Source organism: Kitasatospora sp. NPDC001683 (genome assembly GCF_053596495.1).
The window spans coordinates 1-20915 of record NZ_JBSFGK010000060.1 but is presented as its reverse complement, the minus strand read 5'-3'; the positions used below and the strand labels follow the sequence as shown (position 1 = coordinate 20915).

The window sequence follows — 20915 nt, the reverse complement described above, 5'->3', positions numbered from 1 at the left end:
TTGCCCGGGTGGTACTGGACCCGCTGGCCGTCCCGGGAGGGGATGGAGCGCGAGGCCGAGAGCCGGCCGCGACGGGTCCTCACCGTGTTCGGCCGGTTCGTCATGGTGGTCATCGTCGCGTGGGGGACCCTCGCCGGCGGCAAGTACGCGGGCTGGGGGGTAGCGGCCGCGGTGGCCGGCCTGGCCTCGGCCGTGGCACTCTGCGCGCTGTACCTGCACGTCACCCGGGAGCAGCGCCCGGTGGCCTCGTACCTGCTGTCCGCCGCCCTGGTCGGAGGCGCCTGGCTCGCCAACTGGGGACTGGCCTACACGCTGGCCGACTTCCTCTGGATCGGGCTGGCCGTGACGGTGCTGGTCAGGGTCCCGCCGGCACCCGCGTTGCTGGTCGCGGCGGCCGCGCTGGGCTCGTACGCGGCGGCCTCCCCGGCGAGCTGGCTCAGCGTCTCCGCCACGGTCGGGGGTTCCCTCCTGGTCGGCTTCCTGCTGCGGCTGGACATCGAGGCGCGCGGCACCGCCCGCCGGCTGCTGGTCCAGGAGCGTGCCGTCCGGGCCGCCGAGGCGGAGAGCGCGGCGCTCGCCGAACGGGCCAGGATCGCCCGGGAGATCCACGACGTGCTCGCCCACAGCCTTTCCGCGCAGCTGGTCCACCTGGAGGCGGCCCGGCTGATGCTGGACGCCGGGACGGACCGCGAGCAGGTCCGCGAACGGGTCGTCGCCGCACGGCGGATGGCGCAGGACGGGCTGGCCGAGACCCGGCAGGCGCTGTCCGCGCTGCGCGGGGAGTTCACGCCGGTGGGGGAGTTCCTGGTGGAACTGACCGAGCGGGAACGGGCCCCGTTCACCGTCACGGGTACACCCCGGCCGCTGGGCGCCGAGGCCGGTCTGGCGGTGCGGCGCACCGCGCAGGAGGCGGTGACCAACGTCCGCAAGCACGCGCCGGGCGCCCGGTGCTCGGTCGAACTGCGGTACCTGGACGACGCGGTGGAGCTGGAGGTGCGCAACGCCCGGGCGTCGCGCGGTCAGTTCGCGGGAGAGGCGTCCTGTGGTGAGTCGTCCTCCCGTGAACTGGCCGACAGCGGCAGCGGGTACGGTCTGCTGGGGATGCGCGAACGCGCGGAACTGCTCGGCGGCACCCTGCTGGCGGGCCCGGAGGACGGAGGGTGGCGGGTGTTGCTGCGGGTGCCGGCATGAGTTCCGCGGTCACCAGGGTGCTGGTGGCGGACGACCAGACGGTGGTGCGCGAGGGCATCGTGATGCTGCTGGGGCTGCTGCCCGGCATCGAGGTGGTGGGCGCGGCGGCGGACGGGGAGGAGGCCGTCGCCCTGGTGGAGCGGCATCACCCGGACGTGGTGCTGATGGACCTGCGGATGCCGAGGGTCGACGGCGTCGAGGCGACCCGGCGGATCCGGGCCGCGCACCCGGAGACCGAGGTCGTGGTGCTCACCACCTACGCCGACGACGAGTCGCTGTTCCCGGCGCTGCAGGCCGGGGCACGTGGCTACCTCACCAAGGACGTCGGCGGCGAGGAGATCGCCAAGGCCATCGCGGACGTCCGCGCGGGCGCGGCCGGGCTCTCCCCGCAGGTCCAACTCCGATTGTTGGAGCGGCTTTCGGAGGCTCCGTTGAAGGCCGCGCCGAACGCGCCGAACGCGCCGGGCGCCTCGAACGCGTCGAGCGCCGCCGAGCGACCCGCCGCCCGGGCCGGGGAGCTGCCGGACGGGTTGACCGTGCGGGAGGCCGAGGTGCTCGGGCTGATCGCCGAGGGCCTCTCCAACACCGAGATCGCCCAGCGGCTGTTCGTCAGCCAGGCCACGGTGAAGACGCACATCAACAACCTGTTCGCCAAGACCGCGGTGCGGGACCGCGCGCAGGCGGTCGCGTACGCCTTCCGCCACGGAATCACCGGAACGCAGCAGTAGTCGGATGAGCATCCGTCAGATGATCGATCACCTCATTGAGTGAAGGTATCTGCGATGGTCAGGGACGGTGTCCGGCGGCCTCCATGATGGTTCGGGTCAGAACGCCCGGCCCGGCCCAGGAGCAGCAGTGCCACAGCAGCAGACCAGCAGTCCCGACCAGGGACAGCGATTCGACTGGTGGGCCGCTCCGGCCGCCGCCACCGCTTCCGAGCCGGCTGCCGCGCCCCGCCGAACGGCCGTACCGGCCCAGCCGGGGCCCAGCAGTGCGGGCGCCACCCAGCCGACCGTCGCCCAGCCGGGCGCCGCTGCCGAGCAGGTGACCGCACGGCCGGCTCCGCCCGTGGCCCCGCCGTCGGCCCCGCCCGTCATGCCGCCGCTCGCCCCGCCGGCTGTCCCGCCGGTCGTCCCGGCCGTCGTGGCGCAGGAGCCGCCGGCGCCGGTGAGCGGCACCGACAGGACCGAGGTCTACCGGAGCGTCCAGGCCAGCGCGGCCTTCCAGGACATCCGCCGCAGCTACCGCGCGTTCGTCTTCCCGACCTGCGGCGCCTTCCTCTGCTGGTACCTGCTGTACGTCGCCGCCGCGGCCGCCGCGCCCGGCGCGATGCGCAGCCCGGTGGTCGGCCCGTTCAACGTGGCCTGGCTGCTCGGCCTGCTGCAGTTCGCCTCCACCTTCCTGCTCACCTGGCTCTACGCCCGCAACGCCCGGACCAAGCGCGACCGCGCCGCGCTGGGCCTGCGCTGGGACACCCAGGACCAGCTGCGATGACGACCACCACCGGTGTGATGACCACCGCCACCCCGCCCCCCGTCGCCCCCACCGGCCAGCACCACGGCCTGGCGATCGTGCTGTTCGCCGTCATCGTCCTGGTCACCCTGGGCATCACCCTCTGGGTCGGCCGCCAGGGCAACGCCGCCGAGGACTTCTACGCCGGCGGGCGCGACTTCACCCCGCTGCAGAACGGCTTCGCCCTCTCCGGCGACTACCTCTCCGCCGCCTCCTTCCTCGGCGTCGCCGGGCTGATCGCCCTGTACGGCTACGACGGCGTGCTTTACAGCATCGGCTTCCTGGTCGCCTGGCTGGTCGTGCTGATGCTGGTCGCCGAACTCGTCCGCAACGCCGGGCGGTACACCCTCGCCGACGTGCTCGCGCTGCGGCTGCGGCGCCGCAGGGTGCGCGCGGCGGCCGGCGGTGCCAGTGTCGTGGTCACCCTGCTCTACCTGGTCGCCCAGATGGTCGGCGCCGGCTCGCTGGTCGCACTGCTGCTCGGCACCAACAGCGCCCAGGCCCGGACCTGGACCATCATCGGGGTCGGCGCCCTGATGATCGTCTACGTCACGATCGGCGGGATGCGGGCCACCACCTGGATCCAGATCGTCAAGGCCTTCCTGCTGATCGCGGGTTCGATGCTGCTGACCGTGCTGTTGGTGGTGCGCTTCCACGGCGACCTCTTCGAGCTGATGCGCCAGGCCGCCCAGCACAGCGGCGCCGGGCACCGCTACCTCGAACCCGGGCTCAAGTACGGCGCCACCTTCACCAGCCGGCTGGACTTCTTCAGCCTCGGCCTGGCCCTGGTGCTCGGCACCGCCGGCCTGCCGCACATCCTGTCCCGCTTCTACACCGTGCCCACCGCCCGGGCCGCCCGCCGCTCCACGATGTGGGCGATCGGCCTGGTCGGCGGCTTCTACCTGATGGCCATCGCGCTCGGCCTGGGCGCCACCGCGCTGGTCGGTTCGGCCGAGGTGCGGCACGCCAACTCGGCCGGGAACACCGCCGTTCCACTGCTCGCCCTGGTGCTCGGCGGCGGCAACGGCAGCACCGGCGGGGTGGTGCTGTTCGCGCTGATCTCGGCGATCGCCTTCGCCACCATCCTCGCCGTGGTCGCCGGGCTGACGCTCGCCTCCTCCGCCGCCTTCGCCCACGACATCTGGGCCGGCGCCTGGCGCGGCGGCCCGCGCCGCCGCCGCGGGGGAGAGGCCGCCGAGAAGCCCAGCGAGCAGCAGGAGGTGCTGGTCGCCCGGTTCGCCGCCGCCGGGATCGGCGCGGTGGCGATCGTGATCAGCCTGTACGCCCAGCAGCTGAACGTCGCTTTCCTGGTCGGCCTGGCCTTCGCGGTGGCCGCCTCCTCCAACCTGCCCGTGCTGCTGTACAGCCTGTTCTGGTCGCGGTTCACCGCCCGGGGCGCGGTCTGGTCGGTGTACGGCGGGCTGGTCCCGGCGATCGTGCTGGTGTTCTTCTCGCCGGTGGTCTCCGGCTCCAATGCGGCGCTGTTCCCCGGCGTCGACTTCCACTGGTTCCCGCTGGAGAACCCCGGCATCGTCTCCATCCCGCTCGGCTTCCTGGCCGGCTGGATCGGGACGCTCACCTCGCCCGAGCCCGCCGACGCGGACCGGTTCGCCGAGCTGGAGGTGCGCTCCCTCACCGGTGCGGGCGCGGCCTGAGCGTCGCGCCCCGGGGAACCCCGGCGGGCCTGGGGCCGCTGGGGTTCCCCATGTCCAGGCGCCCCCATGTCCGCGTCATCGGGGGTGTGCTGTCGTCGGCAAGGCCGCCGGCTGATCCCCGACCACCATCGCGGTCCCGCGCTCACCCCCACGGGCGCGGGGCCACCAGACAGGCCCTATACGCCCCGGACCGACAGCACGTCCATCCGCGAGGGCGTCCCCGCCGCCTTGCCGCAGCTCTCCGGACGCGGCGGCTGGCTCACCGTCTCGATCACGTCCGCCTCCCAGGCCCGGCCGTCCCGGTGCACCACGCGCACCAGCCAGCGGCCCTCCCCGTCCGGCCGCTGGGCCAGGGTCAGCGCGTCCACCCGGGTCTCGCCGGTCGCCAGCCGCACCGCGTGCTCGGCCGCCTGCCCCGGCCGCTCCCAGCCCGAGCAGCCCCGCGACCACTCCGGCACCATGTGCCCGGCCGCCGTCGCGGCCAGCACCTCCTTGGCGGTCTCGGGCGTCAGCCGCCCGTACGCGTAGCCGTGCGGCAGCACCAGCATCGTGGGCGCGAAGCGGTGCCCGCCCAGGTGGGTCACCTCCCACACCTCGCTGTGCCCGGCCGCCGCCAGCTCCGCCGCGAGCGGACGGCCCAGCAGCGCGCAGCAGCGGTCCCGACGGCCGTTGGTGCACACCAGCGCCAGCGGACCGCCGACGTGCTCCACCCCGAAACCCGTGTGGTCGCCGACGCCCAGCGCCGCGAAGTCCAGCTCCAGCAGCTCCGCCGGATCCGCCACCTGCGCCCGGCGCACCCAGCCGCGGCCCGGCACCGTGTGCGCCACGACCACCTCGTGCCGCGCCGTCGGCGGGCAGTCCGCGTGCCGGCCCGGCCGCCGGATCAGCGCCACCCGCACGCCCGTACCGGCCGCGGCGCCCTCCAGCGCGTGCCCCGTGACCCGGTCGAGGTGGCTCTCGCCCAGTGCCTTCGCGCCCCACGGGCCGTTCTGCTCCACCAGCAGCCAGGTGGTCGCCACCGCCGCGGTCGCGGTCAACGGCTCCGAAAGTTCACGCGAAAGGGTCGTACAGGTGCTCATCTGGGCAAGGCTACCCTCAGTGGTTCGGCCCGTCCCGGGGGCCGCCGAGTGGCCCGGACGTGCCGGAACGAGATCCTCCGGACGTGCCGGGGGCGGGTCGGAGGACGCGCCGCAGGGCGTGCCGGAAGGCGGCGCGCCCACCGGCACCCAGCCCACCGGCACCCAGCCCCCGGCACCCCGCCCACCGGACCCGCCGCTACGCCGGACCGGCGACCACCGAGATCGGAGTCGTCACCGGCGTGCCCGAGCCGTCCCGACGCGGGTCGCGCTCCGGCAGGTCGACCGGCGCGCCCTTGGCGGTGGCGGCCCGGGCCGGAGCGGCACCCGCCCAGGCGAACGCCAGGCCGTCCTCGCCGCGCAGGAAGCGGTGGCAGCGCACGCCGCCGGTCGCCCGGCCCTTGCGCGGGTACTGCTCGAACGGGGTGACCTTCCAGGACGTCTGCTCGTCACCGGACAGCGTGCCCGACGCGGCCGCCACCGAGACCACCACCGCGTCCCCGGCCGGATCCACCGCCGTGAACGACAGCACCCGGGCGCCGTCCGACAGCTTGATGCCCGCCATGCCACCCGCCGGACGGCCCTGCGGACGGACCTGGCCCGCCGGGTAGCGCAGCAGCTGGGCGTCCGAGGTGATGAAGACCAAGTCCTCCTCGCCGGTGCGCAGTTCGACCGCACCCACCAGCTCGTCGCCGTCCTTGAGCGCGATCACCTCGAACTCGTCCTTGTTCGCCGGCCACTCCGGCACCACCCGCTTCACCACACCCTGCACCGTGCCCAGCGCCAGCCCCGGAGAGGACTCGTCCAGCGTGGTCAGCGCCAGCACCCGCTCCCCGGCCTCCAGCCGCAGGAACTCACCCACCGCGGCACCGCCCGCCAGCGTCGGCGAGGGCGTCGGCGGCAGCGCCGGCAGGTCGATCACCGGCAGCCGCAGCACCCGGCCCGCCGACGTCACCACACCCACGTCCGCCCGCGCCGTCGCCGGCACCGCCGACACGATCACATCGTGCTTCGCCCGCTTCTCCGACAGTTCGAACGGCTCACCGTCCGCCGTCCGCGCCAGCAGCCCCGTCGAGGACAGCAGCACCCGGCACGGGTCGTCCGCCACCTCCAGCGGCACCGACAGCGCCGCCGACGGAGCCGCCCCCGCCTCCAGCAGCACCGTCCGCCGCTCCGTCCCGAACTGCTTGGACACCGCGCCCAGTTCGGACGACACCACGCTGCGCAGCTTGCTGTCCGACTCCAGGATCTCGGTCAGCTCCGCGATCTCCGCGGTCAGCTTCGCCTTCTCCTGCTCCAGCTCCACCCGGTCGAACCTGGTCAGCCGGCGCAGCGGGGTGTCCAGGATGTACCCGGTCTGCGTCTCCGACAGCGAGAAGCGCTCCATCAGGCGCTCCTTCGCCTGCTGCGCGTTGTCACTCGACCGGATGATCGCGATGACCTCGTCGATGTCGACCAGGGCCACCAGCAGACCCTCGACCAGGTGCAGCCGCTCCTCGCGCTTGCGGCGGCGGAAGTCGCTGCGCCTGCGCACCACCGTGAACCGGTGGTCGACGTAGACCTCCAGCAGCTCCTTCAGCCCGAGCGTCAGCGGCTGCCCGTCCACCAGCGCCACGTTGTTGATGCCGAAGGTCTCCTCCATCGGCGTCAGCTTGTAGAGCTGCTCCAGCAGCGCCTCCGGCACGAAGCCGTTCTTCACCTCGATCACCAGCCGCAGCCCGTGCTCGCGGTCGGTGAGGTCCTTGACGTCCGCGATGCCCTGCAGCTTCTTCGCGTTGACCAGGTCCTTGATCTTCGAGATGACCTTCTCCGGGCCGACGTTGTACGGCAGCTCGGTCACCACGATGCCCTTGCGGCGCGCCGTCACCGCCTCCACCGTCGCCGTCGCCCGGATCTTGAACGTGCCGCGGCCCGACTCGTACGCGTCCCGGATCCCCGACAGGCCCACGATCCGCCCGCCCGTCGGCAGGTCCGGACCGGGCACGAACCGCATCAGCGTGTCCAGGTCCGCGTTCGGGTGCTTGATCAGGTGCCGGGCCGCCGCCACCACCTCGGACAGGTTGTGCGGCGGCATGTTCGTCGCCATGCCCACCGCGATGCCCGTCGCGCCGTTCACCAGCAGGTTCGGGAACGCCGCCGGCAGCGCCAGCGGCTCCTGCTCGCTGCCGTCGTAGTTCGGCCCGAAGTCGACGGTGTCCTCGTGGATCGACTCCACCATCGCCATCGACGCCGCCGTCAGCCGCGACTCGGTGTAACGCATCGCCGCCGGCGGGTCGTCGTTGCCCAGCGAACCGAAGTTGCCGTGCCCGTCGATCAGCGGCAGCCGCATCGAGAACGGCTGCGCCATGCGCACCACGGCGTCGTAGATCGACTGGTCACCGTGCGGGTGCAGCCGACCCATCACCTCGCCCACCACGCGGGCGCACTTCACGTGCGCCCGGTCCGGACGCAGGCCCATCTCGTTGGCCTGGTACAGGATCCGGCGGTGCACCGGCTTCATGCCGTCCCGCGCGTCCGGCAGCGCACGCGAGTAGATCACCGAGTAGGCGTACTCCAGGAAGGAGCCCTGCATCTCGTCCACGACGTCGACGTCGAGGATCCGCTCCTCGAAGTCTCCGGGCGGCGGGGTCTGCGAACTGCGGCGGGCCATCGCGGCGGGGCTCCCTTACGTGTCGCTGGCTGTGTCGTCGGTCGATCGTCGGCCGTCGGTCAAATCGTCGGACGGGCGTCGCCGTCCTGCTTCACCGTCCTGCCGCCGCGACCCGTCAACCGGGCGCGGTCAACAGGGCGCGGCGCCCCCATTGTGGACCCTCGCGCCGACACTCCCGGCCAGCGGCCCTCTTCCGCCCCTGGCGAACGCCGCTTCCGCGCGGGCACGAACACGCCCCCCACGCGTTGCACCACAATGGGGGACGCCACACGAACCCCGACATCGACGACGGGAAGGACCCGAGCGCATGGCCAACCCGGCCCCCGCCTCCAGCCGAGGCATCGCCATCACCGAGCACCGCCTGGCCAACGGCCTGCGCGTCGTCCTCTCCGAGGACCGCCTCACCCCGGTCGCCGCGGTCTGCCTCTGGTACGACGTCGGCTCCCGCCACGAGGTCAAGGGCCGCACCGGCCTGGCCCACCTCTTCGAGCACCTGATGTTCCAGGGCTCCGCCAACGTCTCCAACAACGGGCACTTCGAACTAGTCCAGGGCGCCGGCGGCTCGCTCAACGGCACCACCAGCTTCGAGCGCACCAACTACTACGAGACCATGCCCGCCCACCAGCTGGAGCTCGCCCTCTGGCTGGAGGCCGACCGGATGGGCTCCCTGCTCGCCGCCCTCGACGAGACGTCCATGGAGAACCAGCGCGCCGTCGTCAAGAACGAACGCCGCCAGCGCTACGACAACGTCCCGTACGGCACCGCCTTCGAGAAGCTCACCGCGCTCTCCTTCCCCGACGACCACCCGTACCACCACACCCCCATCGGCTCCATGGCCGACCTCGACGCCGCCACCCTCGAGGACGCCCGCGCGTTCTTCCGCACCTACTACGCGCCCAACAACGCCGTGCTCTCCATCGTCGGCGACATCGACCCCGAGCAGACCATCGCCTGGGTCGAGAAGTACTTCGGCTCCATCCCCGCCCACGACGGCAAGCAGCCCCCGCGCTCCGGCGAACTCCCCGAAACCATCGGCCGGGAGGTCCGCCAGAACCTCACCGAGGACGTCCCCTCCCGCGCCCTGATGGCCGCCTACCGCCTGCCGCACGACGGCACCCGGGAAGCCGACGCCGCCGACCTCGCCCTCACCATCCTCGGCAGCGGCGAGTCCAGCCGCCTCTACAACCGGCTCGTCCGCCGCGACCGCACCGCCGTCGCCGCCGGCTTCGGCCTGCTGCGCCTCGCCGGCGCCCCCAGCCTCGGCTGGCTCGACGTCAAGACCTCCGGCGACGCCACCATCGCCCAGATCGACGCCGCCGTCGACGAGGAGCTCGCCCGCTTCGCCGCCGAGGGCCCCACCGCCGAGGAACTCGAGCGCGCCCAGGCCCAGATCGAGCGCGAATGGCTCGACCGGCTCACCACCGTCGCCGGCCGCGCCGACGAACTCTGCCGCTACGCCGTCCTGTTCGGCGACCCCAAGCTGCTGAACGACGCCCTCCCCAAGGTCCTCGACGTCACCGCCGAAGAGGTCCAGGCCGTCGCCAAGGCCCGGCTCCACCCCGACAACCGGGCCGTCCTCGCCTACGAGCCGACCGCCGCCGACGCTTCCGACGCCGCTTCCGAAGAGGAGGGTGCCGCCGTATGAGCACCGACTACGTCCCCGCGATGACCTTCCACCCCCAGCCCCAGCCCGGCACCCCCAGCCCGTGGGCGTTCCCCGCCCCCGAGCGCGCCGCCCTCGGCAACGGCATCACCGTCCTGCACTGCCACCGGCCCGGCCAGCAGTTGGTCGCCGTCGAGGTCCTCCTCGACGCCCCGCTCGCCGCCGAACCCGAGGGCCTCGACGGCGTCGCCGCCATCCTCGCCCGCGCCTTCAACGAGGGCACCGACACCCTCACCGCCGAGGAGTTCGCCGGCGAACTCGAGCGCGCCGGCGCCACCCTCGACGCCCACGCCGACCACCCGTGCATCCGGGTCGCCCTGGAGGTCCCCGCCTCCCGGCTCCAGCGTGGTCTCACCCTGCTCGCCGACGCCCTGCGCGCCCCCGCCCTCCCCGCCGAGGAGATCGAGCGCCTCGTCGCCAACCGGCTCGACGAGATCGTCCACGAGCAGGCCAACCCCGCCCGGCGCGCCGCCAAGGCCCTCTACGCCGAACTCTTCGACGCCGCGGACCGCCTCTCCCGGCCCCGCAGCGGCACCGCCGACACCGTCAAGTCGATCGACCGCGCCGCCGTCAAGGCCTTCTACGACGCCCACGTGCGGCCCGCCACCACCACCGTCGTGGTGGTCGGCGACCTCACCGGCGTCGACCTGCCGGCCCTGCTGGAGAGCACCCTCGGCACCTGGACCGGCTCCGCCGCCGAACCCTCCGTCCACGCCCCCGTCACCGGCGACGACCGCGGCCGCGTCCTCATCGTCGACCGCCCCGGCTCCGTCCAGACCCAGCTGCTGATCGGCCGGATCGGCCCGGACCGCCACGACCCGGTCTGGGCCGCCCAGATCCTCGGCACCTACTGCCTCGGCGGCACCCTCACCTCCCGCCTCGACCGCGTCCTGCGCGAGGAGAAGGGCTACACCTACGGCGTCCGCGCCTTCGCCCAGCCGCTGCGCTCCGCCGCCGACGGCAGCGGACGCTCGCTGCTCGCCATCAGCGGTTCGGTGGACACCGCCTCCACCGCCCCCGCGCTCGCCGACACCTGGACCATCCTGCGCGACCTCGCCGCCGGGGGCCTCACCGACGCCGAGCGCGACGAGGCCGTGCAGTTCCTGGTCGGCGTCGCGCCGCTCAAGTACGAGACCGCGGGCTCCGTCGCCGGCACCCTGGCCGACCAGGTCGAGCAGCACCTCCCCGACGACTACCAGGCCGAGGTCTACCGGCAGCTGGCCGAACTGCCCACCGCCGCGGCCACCGAGGCCGTGGTCGCGGCCTTCCCGCCGGACCGCCTGGTCACCGTCCTGGTCGGCGACGCCGCCGAGATCGAGGACGACGTGCGGGCGCTCGGCATCGGCGAGGTCACCGTCGTCAACTGACGCCTGCGGTCGTTCGCCGTCCGGCCCGGTGGAGCACCTCCGCTCCGCCGGGCCGGACGCGTTTTTAAATCCCTTGCGGGCCCGTCCGGTTCCGTGGATAGATGTTCCACGACGCACAGCACGTGCGAACTGCGAACTGCGACGAACGGAAGGGAGGCGGTCACCATGCGGGTCGAGCAAGCCATACGACGGCGCTCCCCGAGGCCGTACCTCCCCTGCGTCGCTCCGGCTGCCTGAGCGCACCCGTTTCCTGAACTTCCCCGAGCCGCACCGGGATTCTCTTCGCGCGGCATGCCTTTCCTCTGAACCCACCGACCGTTGGAGGTCGTTCAACCATGACGTACACCGAAGTGCCCGGAATCCGGGTGCCGATCCGGATGTGGACCGACCCGGCGACGGTCGAGGGCGCGGCCCTGCAGCAGCTGCGCAACATCAGCTCGCTGCCCTGGCTGCACGGCCTCGCCGTGATGCCCGACGTCCACCTGGGCAAGGGCGCGACCGTCGGCTCCGTCATCGCCATGAAGGGTGCGGTCTGCCCGGCGGCGGTCGGCGTCGACATCGGCTGCGGGATGAGCGCGGTGAAGACCTCCCTCACTGCCAAGGACCTCCCGGACGACCTCTCCGGCCTGCGCTCCAAGATCGAGCAGGCCATCCCGGTCGGCCGCGGCCTCCACACCGACCCGGTCGACCCGACCAAGCTGCACGGCTTCCGCGCGGCGGGCTGGGACGACTTCTGGCAGCGCTTCGACGGGGTGGCGGAAGCGGTCAAATGGCGTCGCGAACGTGCCATGCAGCAGATGGGAACGCTCGGAAGTGGCAACCACTTTTCAGAAGTGTGCCTAGATGAGACCGATTCTGTTTGGTTGATGTTGCATTCCGGATCGCGCAACATCGGCAAGGAGTTGGCGGAGCACCACATGGGCGTCGCCCGCTCGCTGTCACACAACCAGGGGCTCGTCGATCGGGATCTGGCGGTCTTCCTCGCGAAGACCCCGGAGATGGCGGACTACCGCCAGGACCTCTTCTGGGCGCAGGAGTACGCCAAGAACAACCGCGCGGTCATGATGGCGCTCTTCCAGGACGTCGTGCGCCGCGAATTCGGCAAGGCGAAGGTCACCTTCGACGAGGTGATCAGCTGCCACCACAACTACGTGGCGGAGGAGCGCTACGACGGCGTCGACCTGTTGGTGACCCGCAAGGGCGCGATCCGGGCCGGCTCCGGCGACTTGGGGATCATCCCGGGTTCGATGGGGACGGGTTCCTACATCGTCCGTGGCCTGGGCAACGAGGCGGCGTTCAACTCCGCCTCGCACGGCGCCGGCCGCAAGATGAGCCGCAACGCCGCCAAGAAGCGCTTCACCACGCGCGACCTGGCCGAGCAGACCAAGGGCGTCGAGTGCCGCAAGGACAGCGGTGTCGTCGACGAGATCCCGGGCGCCTACAAGAACATCGAGAAGGTCATCGAGCAGCAGAAGGACCTGGTAGAGGTCGTCGCGCACCTCAAGCAGGTGGTCTGTGTGAAGGGTTGACAAATGGGGCCCCCGGATTTTCCGGGGGCCTCAGTTTGGACGCTGTCTTTCGCGGTTGGCAGCCGTTGAGGCGCCATCGGCGAATATCGCAGCTCTTCTCGGTTCTGCCGAGTTGTTCTGCGGCTCCTCTAATGCTGGCTGCTGCCAGGAGGATGTCATCCTCCGCCTTGCTCCAACTGCGCTTGAGCATGCGCTTCCAGTCGGGCGGTCTGACCCACGCGGCTGCCTGCTCGGCCGCAGCCTTCTTTCGTGGAAGCGCCATGCAGCCGGGGTAGTGCTGGGCACTACCGGGCGCTTCGTGTGCGCTGCGAGGCTCAGGCGGCCGCGGGGAGCTCGTCGAGGCCTTCGGAGACCAGCTTGGCGAGGCGGTCGAGGGCCTCGTCGGCGCCCGGGGCCTCGGAGGCGAGGATGACCTCCTCGCCGCTCTGGGCGCCCAGGGCGAGGAGGCCGAGCATGGAGGCGGCGTTGACCGGGTTGCCGCCCGGCTTGGCGATGGTGATCGGCACGCCGGTGGCCGTGACGGCCCGGACGAAGACGGAGGCGGGACGGGCGTGCAGGCCCTCGGCCCAACCGATGGTGACGCGGCGCTCGGCCATGAGACGTGCCTTTCCGGTGAAGCTGGTCACGGCCGTGCTCGGGGGAGCGGGGGAAACGACCGTGTTGTCTAGACCAGTGTTGCATGCAGATCACCCCTGCGAGGCGTCGCGTTCGGGAGTTGTGATTGTTTCTTTTCGGGGCATAACCCGGCCAGTGGCCCTGTCCAATCTGCCGTGGGCACGTGCCCGGCGCCATCCGGCCCGCCGCCGGATAACCTGGCGAATGTGGAAGACCCCGCGGTGGCGAACCCCGCGCAACCCGACTATCCGCAGCACTGGGAAGCCGACGTCCTGCTGCGCGACGGCGGCACGGCCCGGATCCGGCCGATCACTCCCGAGGACGCCGGACGGCTGGTGGAGTTCTACGAGCAGGTCTCGGACCAGTCCAAGTACTTCCGCTTCTTCGCCCCCTACCCGCGGCTCTCCGACAAGGACGTCCGCCGCTTCACCCACCACGACTTCGTGAACCGGGTCGGCCTCGCCGTAGTGGTCCGTGACCACTTCATCGCCACCGTCCGCTACGACCGGATCGACGCCGAGGGCCGCCCCTCCGAACACGGTACGGACGCCGAGGTCGCCTTCCTGGTCCAGGACGCCCACCAGGGTCGCGGGGTGGCCTCCGCACTGCTGGAGCACATCGCGGCGGTCGCCCAGGAGCGCGGGATCCGCCGTTTCCAGGCCGAGGTGCTGCCGGAGAACCGCAAGATGGTGAAGGTCTTCACCGACGCCGGCTACACCCAGCGCCGCAGCTTCGCCGACGGCGTGGTGCACCTGGAGTTCGACCTCGAACAGACCGACCGCTCACTCGCCGTGATGCGCGCCCGCGAGCACCGTGCCGAGGCCCGCTCGGTGCAGCGGCTGCTGACCCCGCGCTCGGTGGCCGTGATCGGCGCCTCCCGCAACCCGCAGACCGTCGGCCGGGCCATCCTGCGCGACCTGCTGGGAAGCAGCCCGGCCGACCGCGCCGTCCACGCGGTGAACCGCAGCGCCCCGCCCGGCACCGAGCTGGACGGCGTCCCGGTGCACCGTTCGATTCTGGACATTCCCGGGCCGGTCGACCTCGCGGTGATCGCCGTCCCCGAGAGCGCCGTCCCGGCGGCCGTCGCCGAGTGCGGCGCGCACGGCGTGCAGGGCCTGGTGGTGGTCACCGCCGGCTACGCGGAGACCGGCCCGGAGGGCCGTGACCGCCAGCGCGCCCTGGTCCGCCAGGCCCGCGCGGCGGGGATGCGGGTGATCGGCCCGAACGCCTTCGGTCTGATCAACACCGACCCGGACGGCCCGCTGAACGCCTCGCTCGCCCCGCACCTGCCCGACCGCGGCGGCTTCGGGGTCTTCTGCCAGTCCGGGGCGATCGGCGTGGCCCTGCTGGAGTCCGCCCACCGGCGCGGCCTCGGCGTCTCCTCCTTCGCCTCGGTCGGCAACCGCGCGGACGTCTCCGGCAACGACTTCCTGCAGTACTGGGCCGAGGACGAGGCCACCGAGGTGGTGCTGCTCTACCTGGAGTCCTTCGGCAACCCCCGCAAGTTCACCCGGATCGCCCGCCGCCTGGCCACCGCCAAGCCCGTGGTGGTGGTCAAGGGCGCCCGGCACACCGGCAGCCTGCCGCCCGGCCACGCCGTCCCGGCCACCGCCACCGGCCTGCGCGACGCCACCGTGGACGCGCTGTTCGAACAGGCCGGGGTGATCAGGGTGGCGACCATCACCGAGCTGTTCGACACCGGTGAGCTGCTCGCCCAGCAGCCGCTGCCGCCCGGCGACCGGGTCGCCGTGATCGGCAACTCCGACTCGCTCGGCCTGCTCACCTACGACGCCTGCCTGAGCGCCGGGCTGCGCCCGCGCACCCCCGTCGACCTCACCACCGCCGCCACCGGCGAGAACTTCCGGGTCGCGCTGGACGTCGCGCTCAGCAATCCGGCCGTGGACGCGGTGATCGCCGTCGCCATCCCGCCGATCGGCACCTCCGCCCACGCCTTCACGGGCGGCCGACTGACCGGTCCGGACGACCCGGAGATGGGCTCGGACGACCCGGAGATCGCCACCGCCCTGCTCGAAGCGGGCGAGCGCGCACGGGAGTTGGGCAAGCCCCTGGTGCTGGCCCACCTGGCGCTGACCGACCTGCCGCCCCGGCTGCGCCCCGGTGGCATCCCGGCCTACGCGGCGCCCGAGCGCGCCGTGCACGCCCTCGCGCACGCCGTGCACTACGCCGAGTGGCGCCGCCGCACCGCCGAGGCGGAGGAGACGGCGCGCGTCCCCGAGCTGGACCGGATCGACGAGCCCGGCGCCCGCGCCCTGGTGGAGGCGGCGCTGAGCACCCGGGCCGCGGTCTCCCGCCCCTCGCCCACCACCACCCTTGTTCGAGGCGCTACGCGCCGTTCCTTCTCGTTCACCCAGCCCGGTGGCGCCCGGATCACCCTGCCGGACACCGAGGCCCGGGTGCTGCTGGCCCGCTACGGCATCGACGTCTCGCCCACGCTGCCCGCCCCGGACGAGGAGAGCGCCGTCCGGGCCGCCGAACAGCTCGGCTACCCGGTGGCCCTGAAGGCGACGGCCCCGCACCTGCGTCACCGGCCCGACCTGGGCAGCGTCCGCCTGGACCTGACCGGCGAACCCGGCCTGCGCCGCGCCCACCGGGAGCTGGACGCCCTGCTCGGCGGCGCGGCGGAGGCCCAGCTGGTGGTGCAGCGGCTGGCCCCGCGCGGGGTGGACACCGTGATCGGCGCCACGGTCGACCCGGCCGTCGGCGCGATCCTGTCCTTCGGCCTGGCCGGCGCCCCGGCCGAACTGCTGGGCGACGTGGCCCACCGCCTGGTCCCGGCGACGGACCAGGACGTCGCCGGGCTGATCCGCGAGGTGCGCGCGGCGCCGCTGCTGTTCGGCTGGCGCGGCGCCGAGGCGGTGGACACCGACGCCCTGGAGGAACTGCTGCTGCGGGTGTCGCGGCTGGTGGACGACCTCCCGGAGATCGCTTCGGTGGACCTCGAACCGGTGGTCGTGGCCCCGCACGGACTGGCGATCCTGGGGGCGCGGGTGCGGGTCGCACCGCTGCCCGTCCGCAGCGATCTGGGCCCGCGCGCGATGAGCACGCTGTAACCTTCCTTGGTTGCGCCTGCCCGTGGGCGCTGATGTCCGAAGCTCGGCGCCGTGCCGCCCGCTTCGTCGGCGGACCATGCCAGGATGGAGTTATGGCGAAGACCGGTACCACCACCACTCAGGACCTGCGCTCGGCGATCGAGCGCAGCGGCTACTACCCGGCCCTGGTGTCCGAGGCGGTGGAGTCCGCGGTGGGCCCGGAGCCGATCAGCTCCTACCTGGTGCACCAGGAGACGACCTTCGACTCCAACGAGGTGCGCCGGCACGTGACGGTGCTGGTGCTGACCCCGACCCGGTTCGTGGTGAGCCACACCGATGAGCAGTCGGGCGACGCGGGCAGCCCCGCCGTGCCGTTCGCGACGACCTCGACGGAGAGCGTCCGGCTGGACCGGATCGGCTCGGTCGTGCTGAGCCGGATGGTGGCGAACCCGGAGACCTACACGCCCGGCACGCTGCCGCGCGAGGTGGTGCTGACGATCGGCTGGGGTGCGGTGCAGCGCCTCGACCTGGAGCCGGCCGGCTGCTCGGACCCGAACTGCGAGGCGGACCACGGCTACACCGGTTCGGCGACGGCCGACGACCTCTCGCTGCGGGTGAGCGAGGCCGGTGACGGCCCCGAGACGGTGGCCCAGGCGCTGGTGTTCGCCCGGGCGCTGTCCGACGCGACGATCGACAACGGCCCGCGGGCCTGAGCCCCCGGCCGCTGCCGCCCGCGTTCCCGCCCCGTTTCCGTTCGCGTTCCCGCTCGCGCGCCCGTTCGCGCTCCCGCCCGCGTTTCCGACCGCTACGAATCCGGTTCCATGTCCTTCGCACCCTCCGACGGCTACGACGCCTTCGAGATCCTCGACCCGGCCGCCGCCCCCGCGCCCCCGTACGGCAGCGGCTCGCTCTGCGACCTGCTGCCCTCGGTGGCGGCGGGCCTGGGCGTCCCGGGGTTCACCGCGACGCTGCCGATCGCCCCGGCCGACCGGGCGGTGGTGTTCCTGGTGGACGGCCTGGGCTGGGAGCTGCTGCTGCGCCACCCCGAGTACGCGCCGTTCCTGTCCTCGCTGGCCGGGAGCTCGCTGGGCGGCACCGGCCGTCCGCTGACCGCGGGCTTCCCGTCCACCACCGCGACCTCGCTGGCCTCGGTCGGCACCGGCACGCCGCCGGGCCTGCACGGCCTGGCCGGGTACACCGTGGCGGTGCCGGGCGCCGACTACCTGATGAACCAGCTGCGCTGGCAGCCGCACACCGACCCGCAGGCCTGGCAGCCGTACCCGACGGTCTTCGAGCAGACCCACCGGGCGGGGGTGGCGACCGCCCAGGTGTCCTCCCCGCTGTTCGCCCAGACCCCGCTGACCAAGGTGGCGCTGTCCGGCGGCAGCTTCCTGGGCCGCACCACCGGCGAGGAGCGGATGGACCTGGCCGCCTCCTGGCTGGCCGAGCACGACCGGGCGCTGGTGTACACCTACGTCAGCGAGCTGGACGGCGCGGGCCACCGCTTCGGGGTGGACTCCGACGAGTGGCGGATGACCCTGGACGCGGTGGACCGGCTGGCCCGCCGGCTGGCCGAGCAGCTGCCGCCGCGCTCGGCGATGTACGTGACCGCGGACCACGGCATGATCGACATCGCGCCGGAGGACCGGATCGACTTCGACGAGGACTGGGAGCTCGGCGCCGGCGTCGCCCTGCTCGGCGGCGAGGGCCGGGCTCGGCACGTGTACGCCGTGCCGGGCGCCGCGGCCGACGTGCACACGGTCTGGAGCGAGGTGCTGGGTGACCGGATGTGGGTGGCCACCCGGGACGAGGCGATCGCGGCGGGCTGGTTCGGCCCGAAGGTCGACGACCGGGTGTACCACCGGATCGGCGACGTGGTCGCCGCGGCGCGCGACGACATCGCGATCGTCGCCTCCCGCAACGAGCCCGGCGAGTCCGCGATGATCGGCCTGCACGGCTCGATGACCCCGGTCGAGCAGTTCGTGCCGCTGCTCGAAGTCCGCGGCTGAGCCGGATCCTTGACTTCCCGGTGCCCGAAACCCCTTGATGTGAAAGGCCTTTGCTCCACCCATGGCTGAACTGGTGTTCTTCTCGGGCACGATGGACTGCGGCAAGTCGACGCTGGCGCTGCAGATGGACCACAACCACACCGCGCGCGGTCGGCAGGGCGTCATCCTGACCCGCAACGACCGGGCCGGCGCGGCCACCATCTCCAGCCGGCTGGGCCTGCGCGCCGACGCGGTCGAGGTGACCGACGACTTCGACTTCCACGCGCACGTGGTGCAGCGGCTGTCGGCCGGCGGCCGGGTGGACTACCTGATCTGCGACGAGGCCCAGTTCTTCGCCGCCGAGCAGGTCGACCAGCTGGCCCGGGTGGTGGACGAGCTGGACATCGACGTCTTCACCTTCGGCATCACCACCGACTTCCGCACCCGGCTGTTCCCGGGTTCGCAGCGGCTGATCGAGCTGGCCGACCGGGTGGAGGTGCTGCAGGTCGAGGCGCTGTGCTGGTGCGGTGCGCGGGCGACCCACAACGCCCGTACGGTCGGCGGGGTGATGGTGGTCGAGGGCGCCCAGGTGGTGATCGGCGACATCACGGTGAGCGAGGACGAGATCGGCTACGAGGTGCTGTGCCGCCGCCACCACCGCCGCCGGCTGACCGCCGCGACCGCGCGCGCCTCGGTGCTCTCCCCGGACGTGCTGCCGTTCGAGGAGCAGGCCTAAGCAGCGGCTTCGAGCACCGAGAAGTGCCCGCCCTGCGGGTCGGCCAGTCGGGCGGCCCGGCCGCGGGCGGTGTCGTGCGGCTCGACCAGGACGCGGCCGCCGAGCTCGACGGCGTGACGGGTGGTCAGCGCGGCGTCCTGGACCGCGAAGTGGGTGCGCCAGCGCGGCGGGTGGCCGCGCAGGTCGGCGTGGTGGCGGATGCCCGCGACCGGGCGTCCGTGCACCAGCAGCGCGGATCCGCCGAGGGCGGGCCGCACCGGCCGGTCGAGCACGGCGCCGTAGAAGGTGGCGGCGCCGTCGGCGTCCGGGGTGAGCAGTTCGGCCCAGGCGGGGCCGCCCGGCTCCGCGCCGGCCTCCCGGCCGAGGTGCTCCTCGCCCTGCCAGAGCCCGAAGACGGCGCCGGAGACGTCGGAGGCGATGGCCATCCGTCCGGCCCGTTCGGCCTGCAGCGGGCCGACCGCGACGGTGCCGCCGCACTCGCGCACCAGTTGGGCGGTGCGGTCGGCGTCGTCCACGGCGAAGTAGGTGGTCCACTGCACCGGGAAGCCGGTGGCGGTGGAGACGCCGAGTCCGGCGACCGGTGCGCCGTCGAGCTCGGCCCGGACGTAGGCGCCGAGTTGGCCGGGCCCGGGGGAGTACGTCCAGCCGAGCAACTCGCCGTAGAAGGCGCGGGCGCCGGGCAGGTCGTGGGTCAGCAGGCTGACCCAGCAGGGCGTGCCCTGGGCCAGTCGGAGTTCCACCGCGGGCAATGCGGGCCTCCTCACGCGTGGTTGGCGCACGGAAGTCCACGCGCGCGAGGGTGATGCTTCCACCCTGGCGCGCGCCCAACCCTCGACCCGCGCGGAAAGTCCGGCAAAGAGCGCACAAAGAGCCGTGGTTCGGGCGTGCTGCGCGACAATGGCCGACATGACCACCTTCAACGACGGTTCCCCGCTGATCTCCGCGGCCGAGCTGCGGGAGGCGCTCGCCTCCGAGCGTCCGCCGGTACTGCTGGACGTGCGCTACCAGTTGGTCGGTGCCGCACCGGGCGGCCCGACCGCGGCCGAGGAGTACCGGGCGGGTCATCTGCCCGGTGCCCACTTCGTCGAGCTGGACCGGGACCTCGCGGCCCCGCCCGGCGCCCCCGGCCGGGGCGGGCGTCACCCGCTGCCGGATCCCGAGGAGTTCGGCGCGGCGATGCGCGGCTTCGGGGTGAGCTCCGATCGCCCGGTCGTGGTGTACGACGGGGCGGCCTCGATGGCGGCGGCCCGGGCCTGGTGGCTGCTGCGCTGGGCCGGGCATCGGGACGTCCGGGTGCTGGACGGCGGCTTCGCGGCCTGGCAGGCGGCCGGGCTGCCGGTGACGGCCGAGCTGCCGGAGCCGGCGGCGGGCGACTTCAGGCCGGTGCCGGGGCAGCTGCCGACGGTGGACGCGGACGGCGCCGCGGAGTGGGCGCGCAGCGGTCTGCTGCTGGACGCCCGGTCGGGGGAGCGCTACCGGGGCGAGACCGAGCCGGTGGATCCGCGGGCCGGGCACATCCCGGGCGCGCTGTCGGCGCCGACCTCCGAGAACCTCCGCCCGGACGGGCGGTTCCGCCCGGTCGCCGAACTGCTGGCCCGGTTCCGGGCGTTCGGCGCGGGGGAGCGCAGGACCGCGGTGTACTGCGGTTCGGGGGTGACGGCGGCGCACCAGATCCTGGCGATGGAGGCGGCGGGCCTGGACGCCACGCTGTACCCGGGTTCGTGGAGCGAGTGGTCGAGCGACGAGAGCCGCCCGGTGGCGGTGACCGGCCAGCCGGGCTGAGCCCCGGACACGTCGAAGGGGTGAGGCCGGGCCAGGAGGGGTCGAAGTATCCCGGCTGACGGCTCATCGGCTGGAAGAACAGTCGGGTCTCGATCCCCTGG

Annotated in this window: 16 protein-coding genes; 12 read left to right on the top strand and 4 right to left on the bottom strand. The window is 73.1% G+C overall.

Annotated features, from left to right (window positions below; all coding sequences use genetic code 11):
- Positions 1–42 precede the first annotated feature (42 nt).
- From ACWCYO_RS27650 to ACWCYO_RS27635, 4 genes are all read left to right on the top strand, one after another.
- Positions 43–1191, top strand: a complete 1149-nt coding sequence (locus ACWCYO_RS27650) for a sensor histidine kinase (RefSeq protein ID WP_449785705.1) — start codon at positions 43–45, stop codon at positions 1189–1191.
- Complete coding sequence (locus tag ACWCYO_RS27645; protein WP_449785698.1) at positions 1188–1919, top strand: response regulator; 732 nt, start codon at positions 1188–1190, stop codon at positions 1917–1919. The genes ACWCYO_RS27650 and ACWCYO_RS27645 overlap by 4 nt, the downstream gene beginning before the upstream one ends.
- A 127-nt stretch (positions 1920–2046) precedes the next feature.
- Positions 2047–2685, top strand: coding sequence for a DUF485 domain-containing protein (locus ACWCYO_RS27640; protein WP_449785697.1), 639 nt, complete (start codon positions 2047–2049; stop codon positions 2683–2685).
- Positions 2682–4358 carry a solute symporter family protein gene (locus ACWCYO_RS27635; protein WP_405000634.1) on the top strand — a complete coding sequence of 559 codons (1677 nt, stop codon included), beginning with the start codon at positions 2682–2684 and terminating at the stop codon, positions 4356–4358. Before ACWCYO_RS27640 ends, ACWCYO_RS27635 begins: the two co-directional genes overlap by 4 nt.
- Positions 4359–4534: 176 nt before the next feature.
- On the opposite strand, the gene ACWCYO_RS27630 is transcribed toward ACWCYO_RS27635, so the two are convergent.
- Both ACWCYO_RS27630 and ACWCYO_RS27625 read right to left on the bottom strand, forming a co-directional pair.
- Positions 4535–5437 (bottom strand): sucrase ferredoxin, encoded by a 903-nt coding sequence (locus ACWCYO_RS27630; protein WP_449785696.1) that lies wholly within the window; start codon positions 5435–5437, stop codon positions 4535–4537.
- A gap of 196 nt (positions 5438–5633) precedes the next feature.
- Positions 5634–8084 carry a DNA gyrase/topoisomerase IV subunit A gene (locus tag ACWCYO_RS27625; protein WP_270143576.1) on the bottom strand — a complete coding sequence of 817 codons (2451 nt, stop codon included), beginning with the start codon at positions 8082–8084 and terminating at the stop codon, positions 5634–5636.
- A 307-nt stretch (positions 8085–8391) separates the two neighbouring features.
- Between ACWCYO_RS27625 and ACWCYO_RS27620 the strand changes: the two genes are divergently transcribed.
- The 3 genes from ACWCYO_RS27620 (at position 8392) to ACWCYO_RS27610 (ending at position 12643) form a co-directional block, all read left to right on the top strand.
- Entirely contained in the window at positions 8392–9729 is a 1338-nt protein-coding gene (locus ACWCYO_RS27620) for a M16 family metallopeptidase (protein WP_270143574.1), read from the top strand.
- Positions 9726–11114, top strand: coding sequence for a M16 family metallopeptidase (locus tag ACWCYO_RS27615; protein ID WP_270143572.1), 1389 nt, complete (start codon positions 9726–9728; stop codon positions 11112–11114). The genes ACWCYO_RS27620 and ACWCYO_RS27615 overlap by 4 nt, the downstream gene beginning before the upstream one ends.
- Positions 11115–11449: 335 nt before the next feature.
- Positions 11450–12643 (top strand): RtcB family protein, encoded by a 1194-nt coding sequence (locus ACWCYO_RS27610; RefSeq protein WP_270143570.1) that lies wholly within the window; start codon positions 11450–11452, stop codon positions 12641–12643.
- A gap of 314 nt (positions 12644–12957) precedes the next feature.
- Here the strand turns inward: ACWCYO_RS27610 and ACWCYO_RS27605 are convergent, their stop codons facing one another.
- A complete protein-coding gene (locus tag ACWCYO_RS27605) occupies positions 12958–13239 on the bottom strand; it encodes an HPr family phosphocarrier protein (protein WP_449785695.1) in 282 nt (93 codons plus the stop codon).
- 225 nt (positions 13240–13464) lie between these two features.
- On the opposite strand from ACWCYO_RS27605, the gene ACWCYO_RS27600 reads away from it, so the two are divergent.
- From ACWCYO_RS27600 to ACWCYO_RS27585, 4 genes are all read left to right on the top strand, one after another.
- On the top strand, positions 13465–16329 hold the full coding sequence (locus tag ACWCYO_RS27600) for a bifunctional acetate--CoA ligase family protein/GNAT family N-acetyltransferase (RefSeq protein ID WP_449785694.1): 2865 nt from the start codon (positions 13465–13467) through the stop codon (positions 16327–16329).
- 92 nt (positions 16330–16421) lie between these two features.
- Positions 16422–17021 (top strand): DUF5998 family protein, encoded by a 600-nt coding sequence (locus ACWCYO_RS27595; RefSeq protein WP_270143566.1) that lies wholly within the window; start codon positions 16422–16424, stop codon positions 17019–17021.
- Positions 17022–17129: 108 nt separating this feature from the next.
- The gene (locus ACWCYO_RS27590) at positions 17130–18317 is read left to right on the top strand and encodes an alkaline phosphatase family protein (protein ID WP_270143565.1); all 1188 of its coding nucleotides are present in this window, start codon (positions 17130–17132) and stop codon (positions 18315–18317) included.
- Positions 18318–18378: 61 nt separating this feature from the next.
- Complete coding sequence (locus ACWCYO_RS27585) at positions 18379–19032, top strand: thymidine kinase (RefSeq protein WP_449785693.1); 654 nt, start codon at positions 18379–18381, stop codon at positions 19030–19032.
- Here the strand turns inward: ACWCYO_RS27585 and ACWCYO_RS27580 are convergent.
- A complete protein-coding gene (locus tag ACWCYO_RS27580) occupies positions 19029–19772 on the bottom strand; it encodes a VOC family protein (RefSeq protein ID WP_449785704.1) in 744 nt (247 codons plus the stop codon). The genes ACWCYO_RS27585 and ACWCYO_RS27580 overlap by 4 nt on opposite strands.
- A 166-nt stretch (positions 19773–19938) precedes the next feature.
- On the opposite strand from ACWCYO_RS27580, the gene ACWCYO_RS27575 reads away from it, so the two are divergent.
- Positions 19939–20814: a sulfurtransferase gene (locus ACWCYO_RS27575; RefSeq protein ID WP_270143562.1), complete on the top strand. Its 876-nt coding sequence runs from the start codon at positions 19939–19941 to the stop codon at positions 20812–20814.
- Positions 20815–20915: the final 101 nt, after the last annotated feature.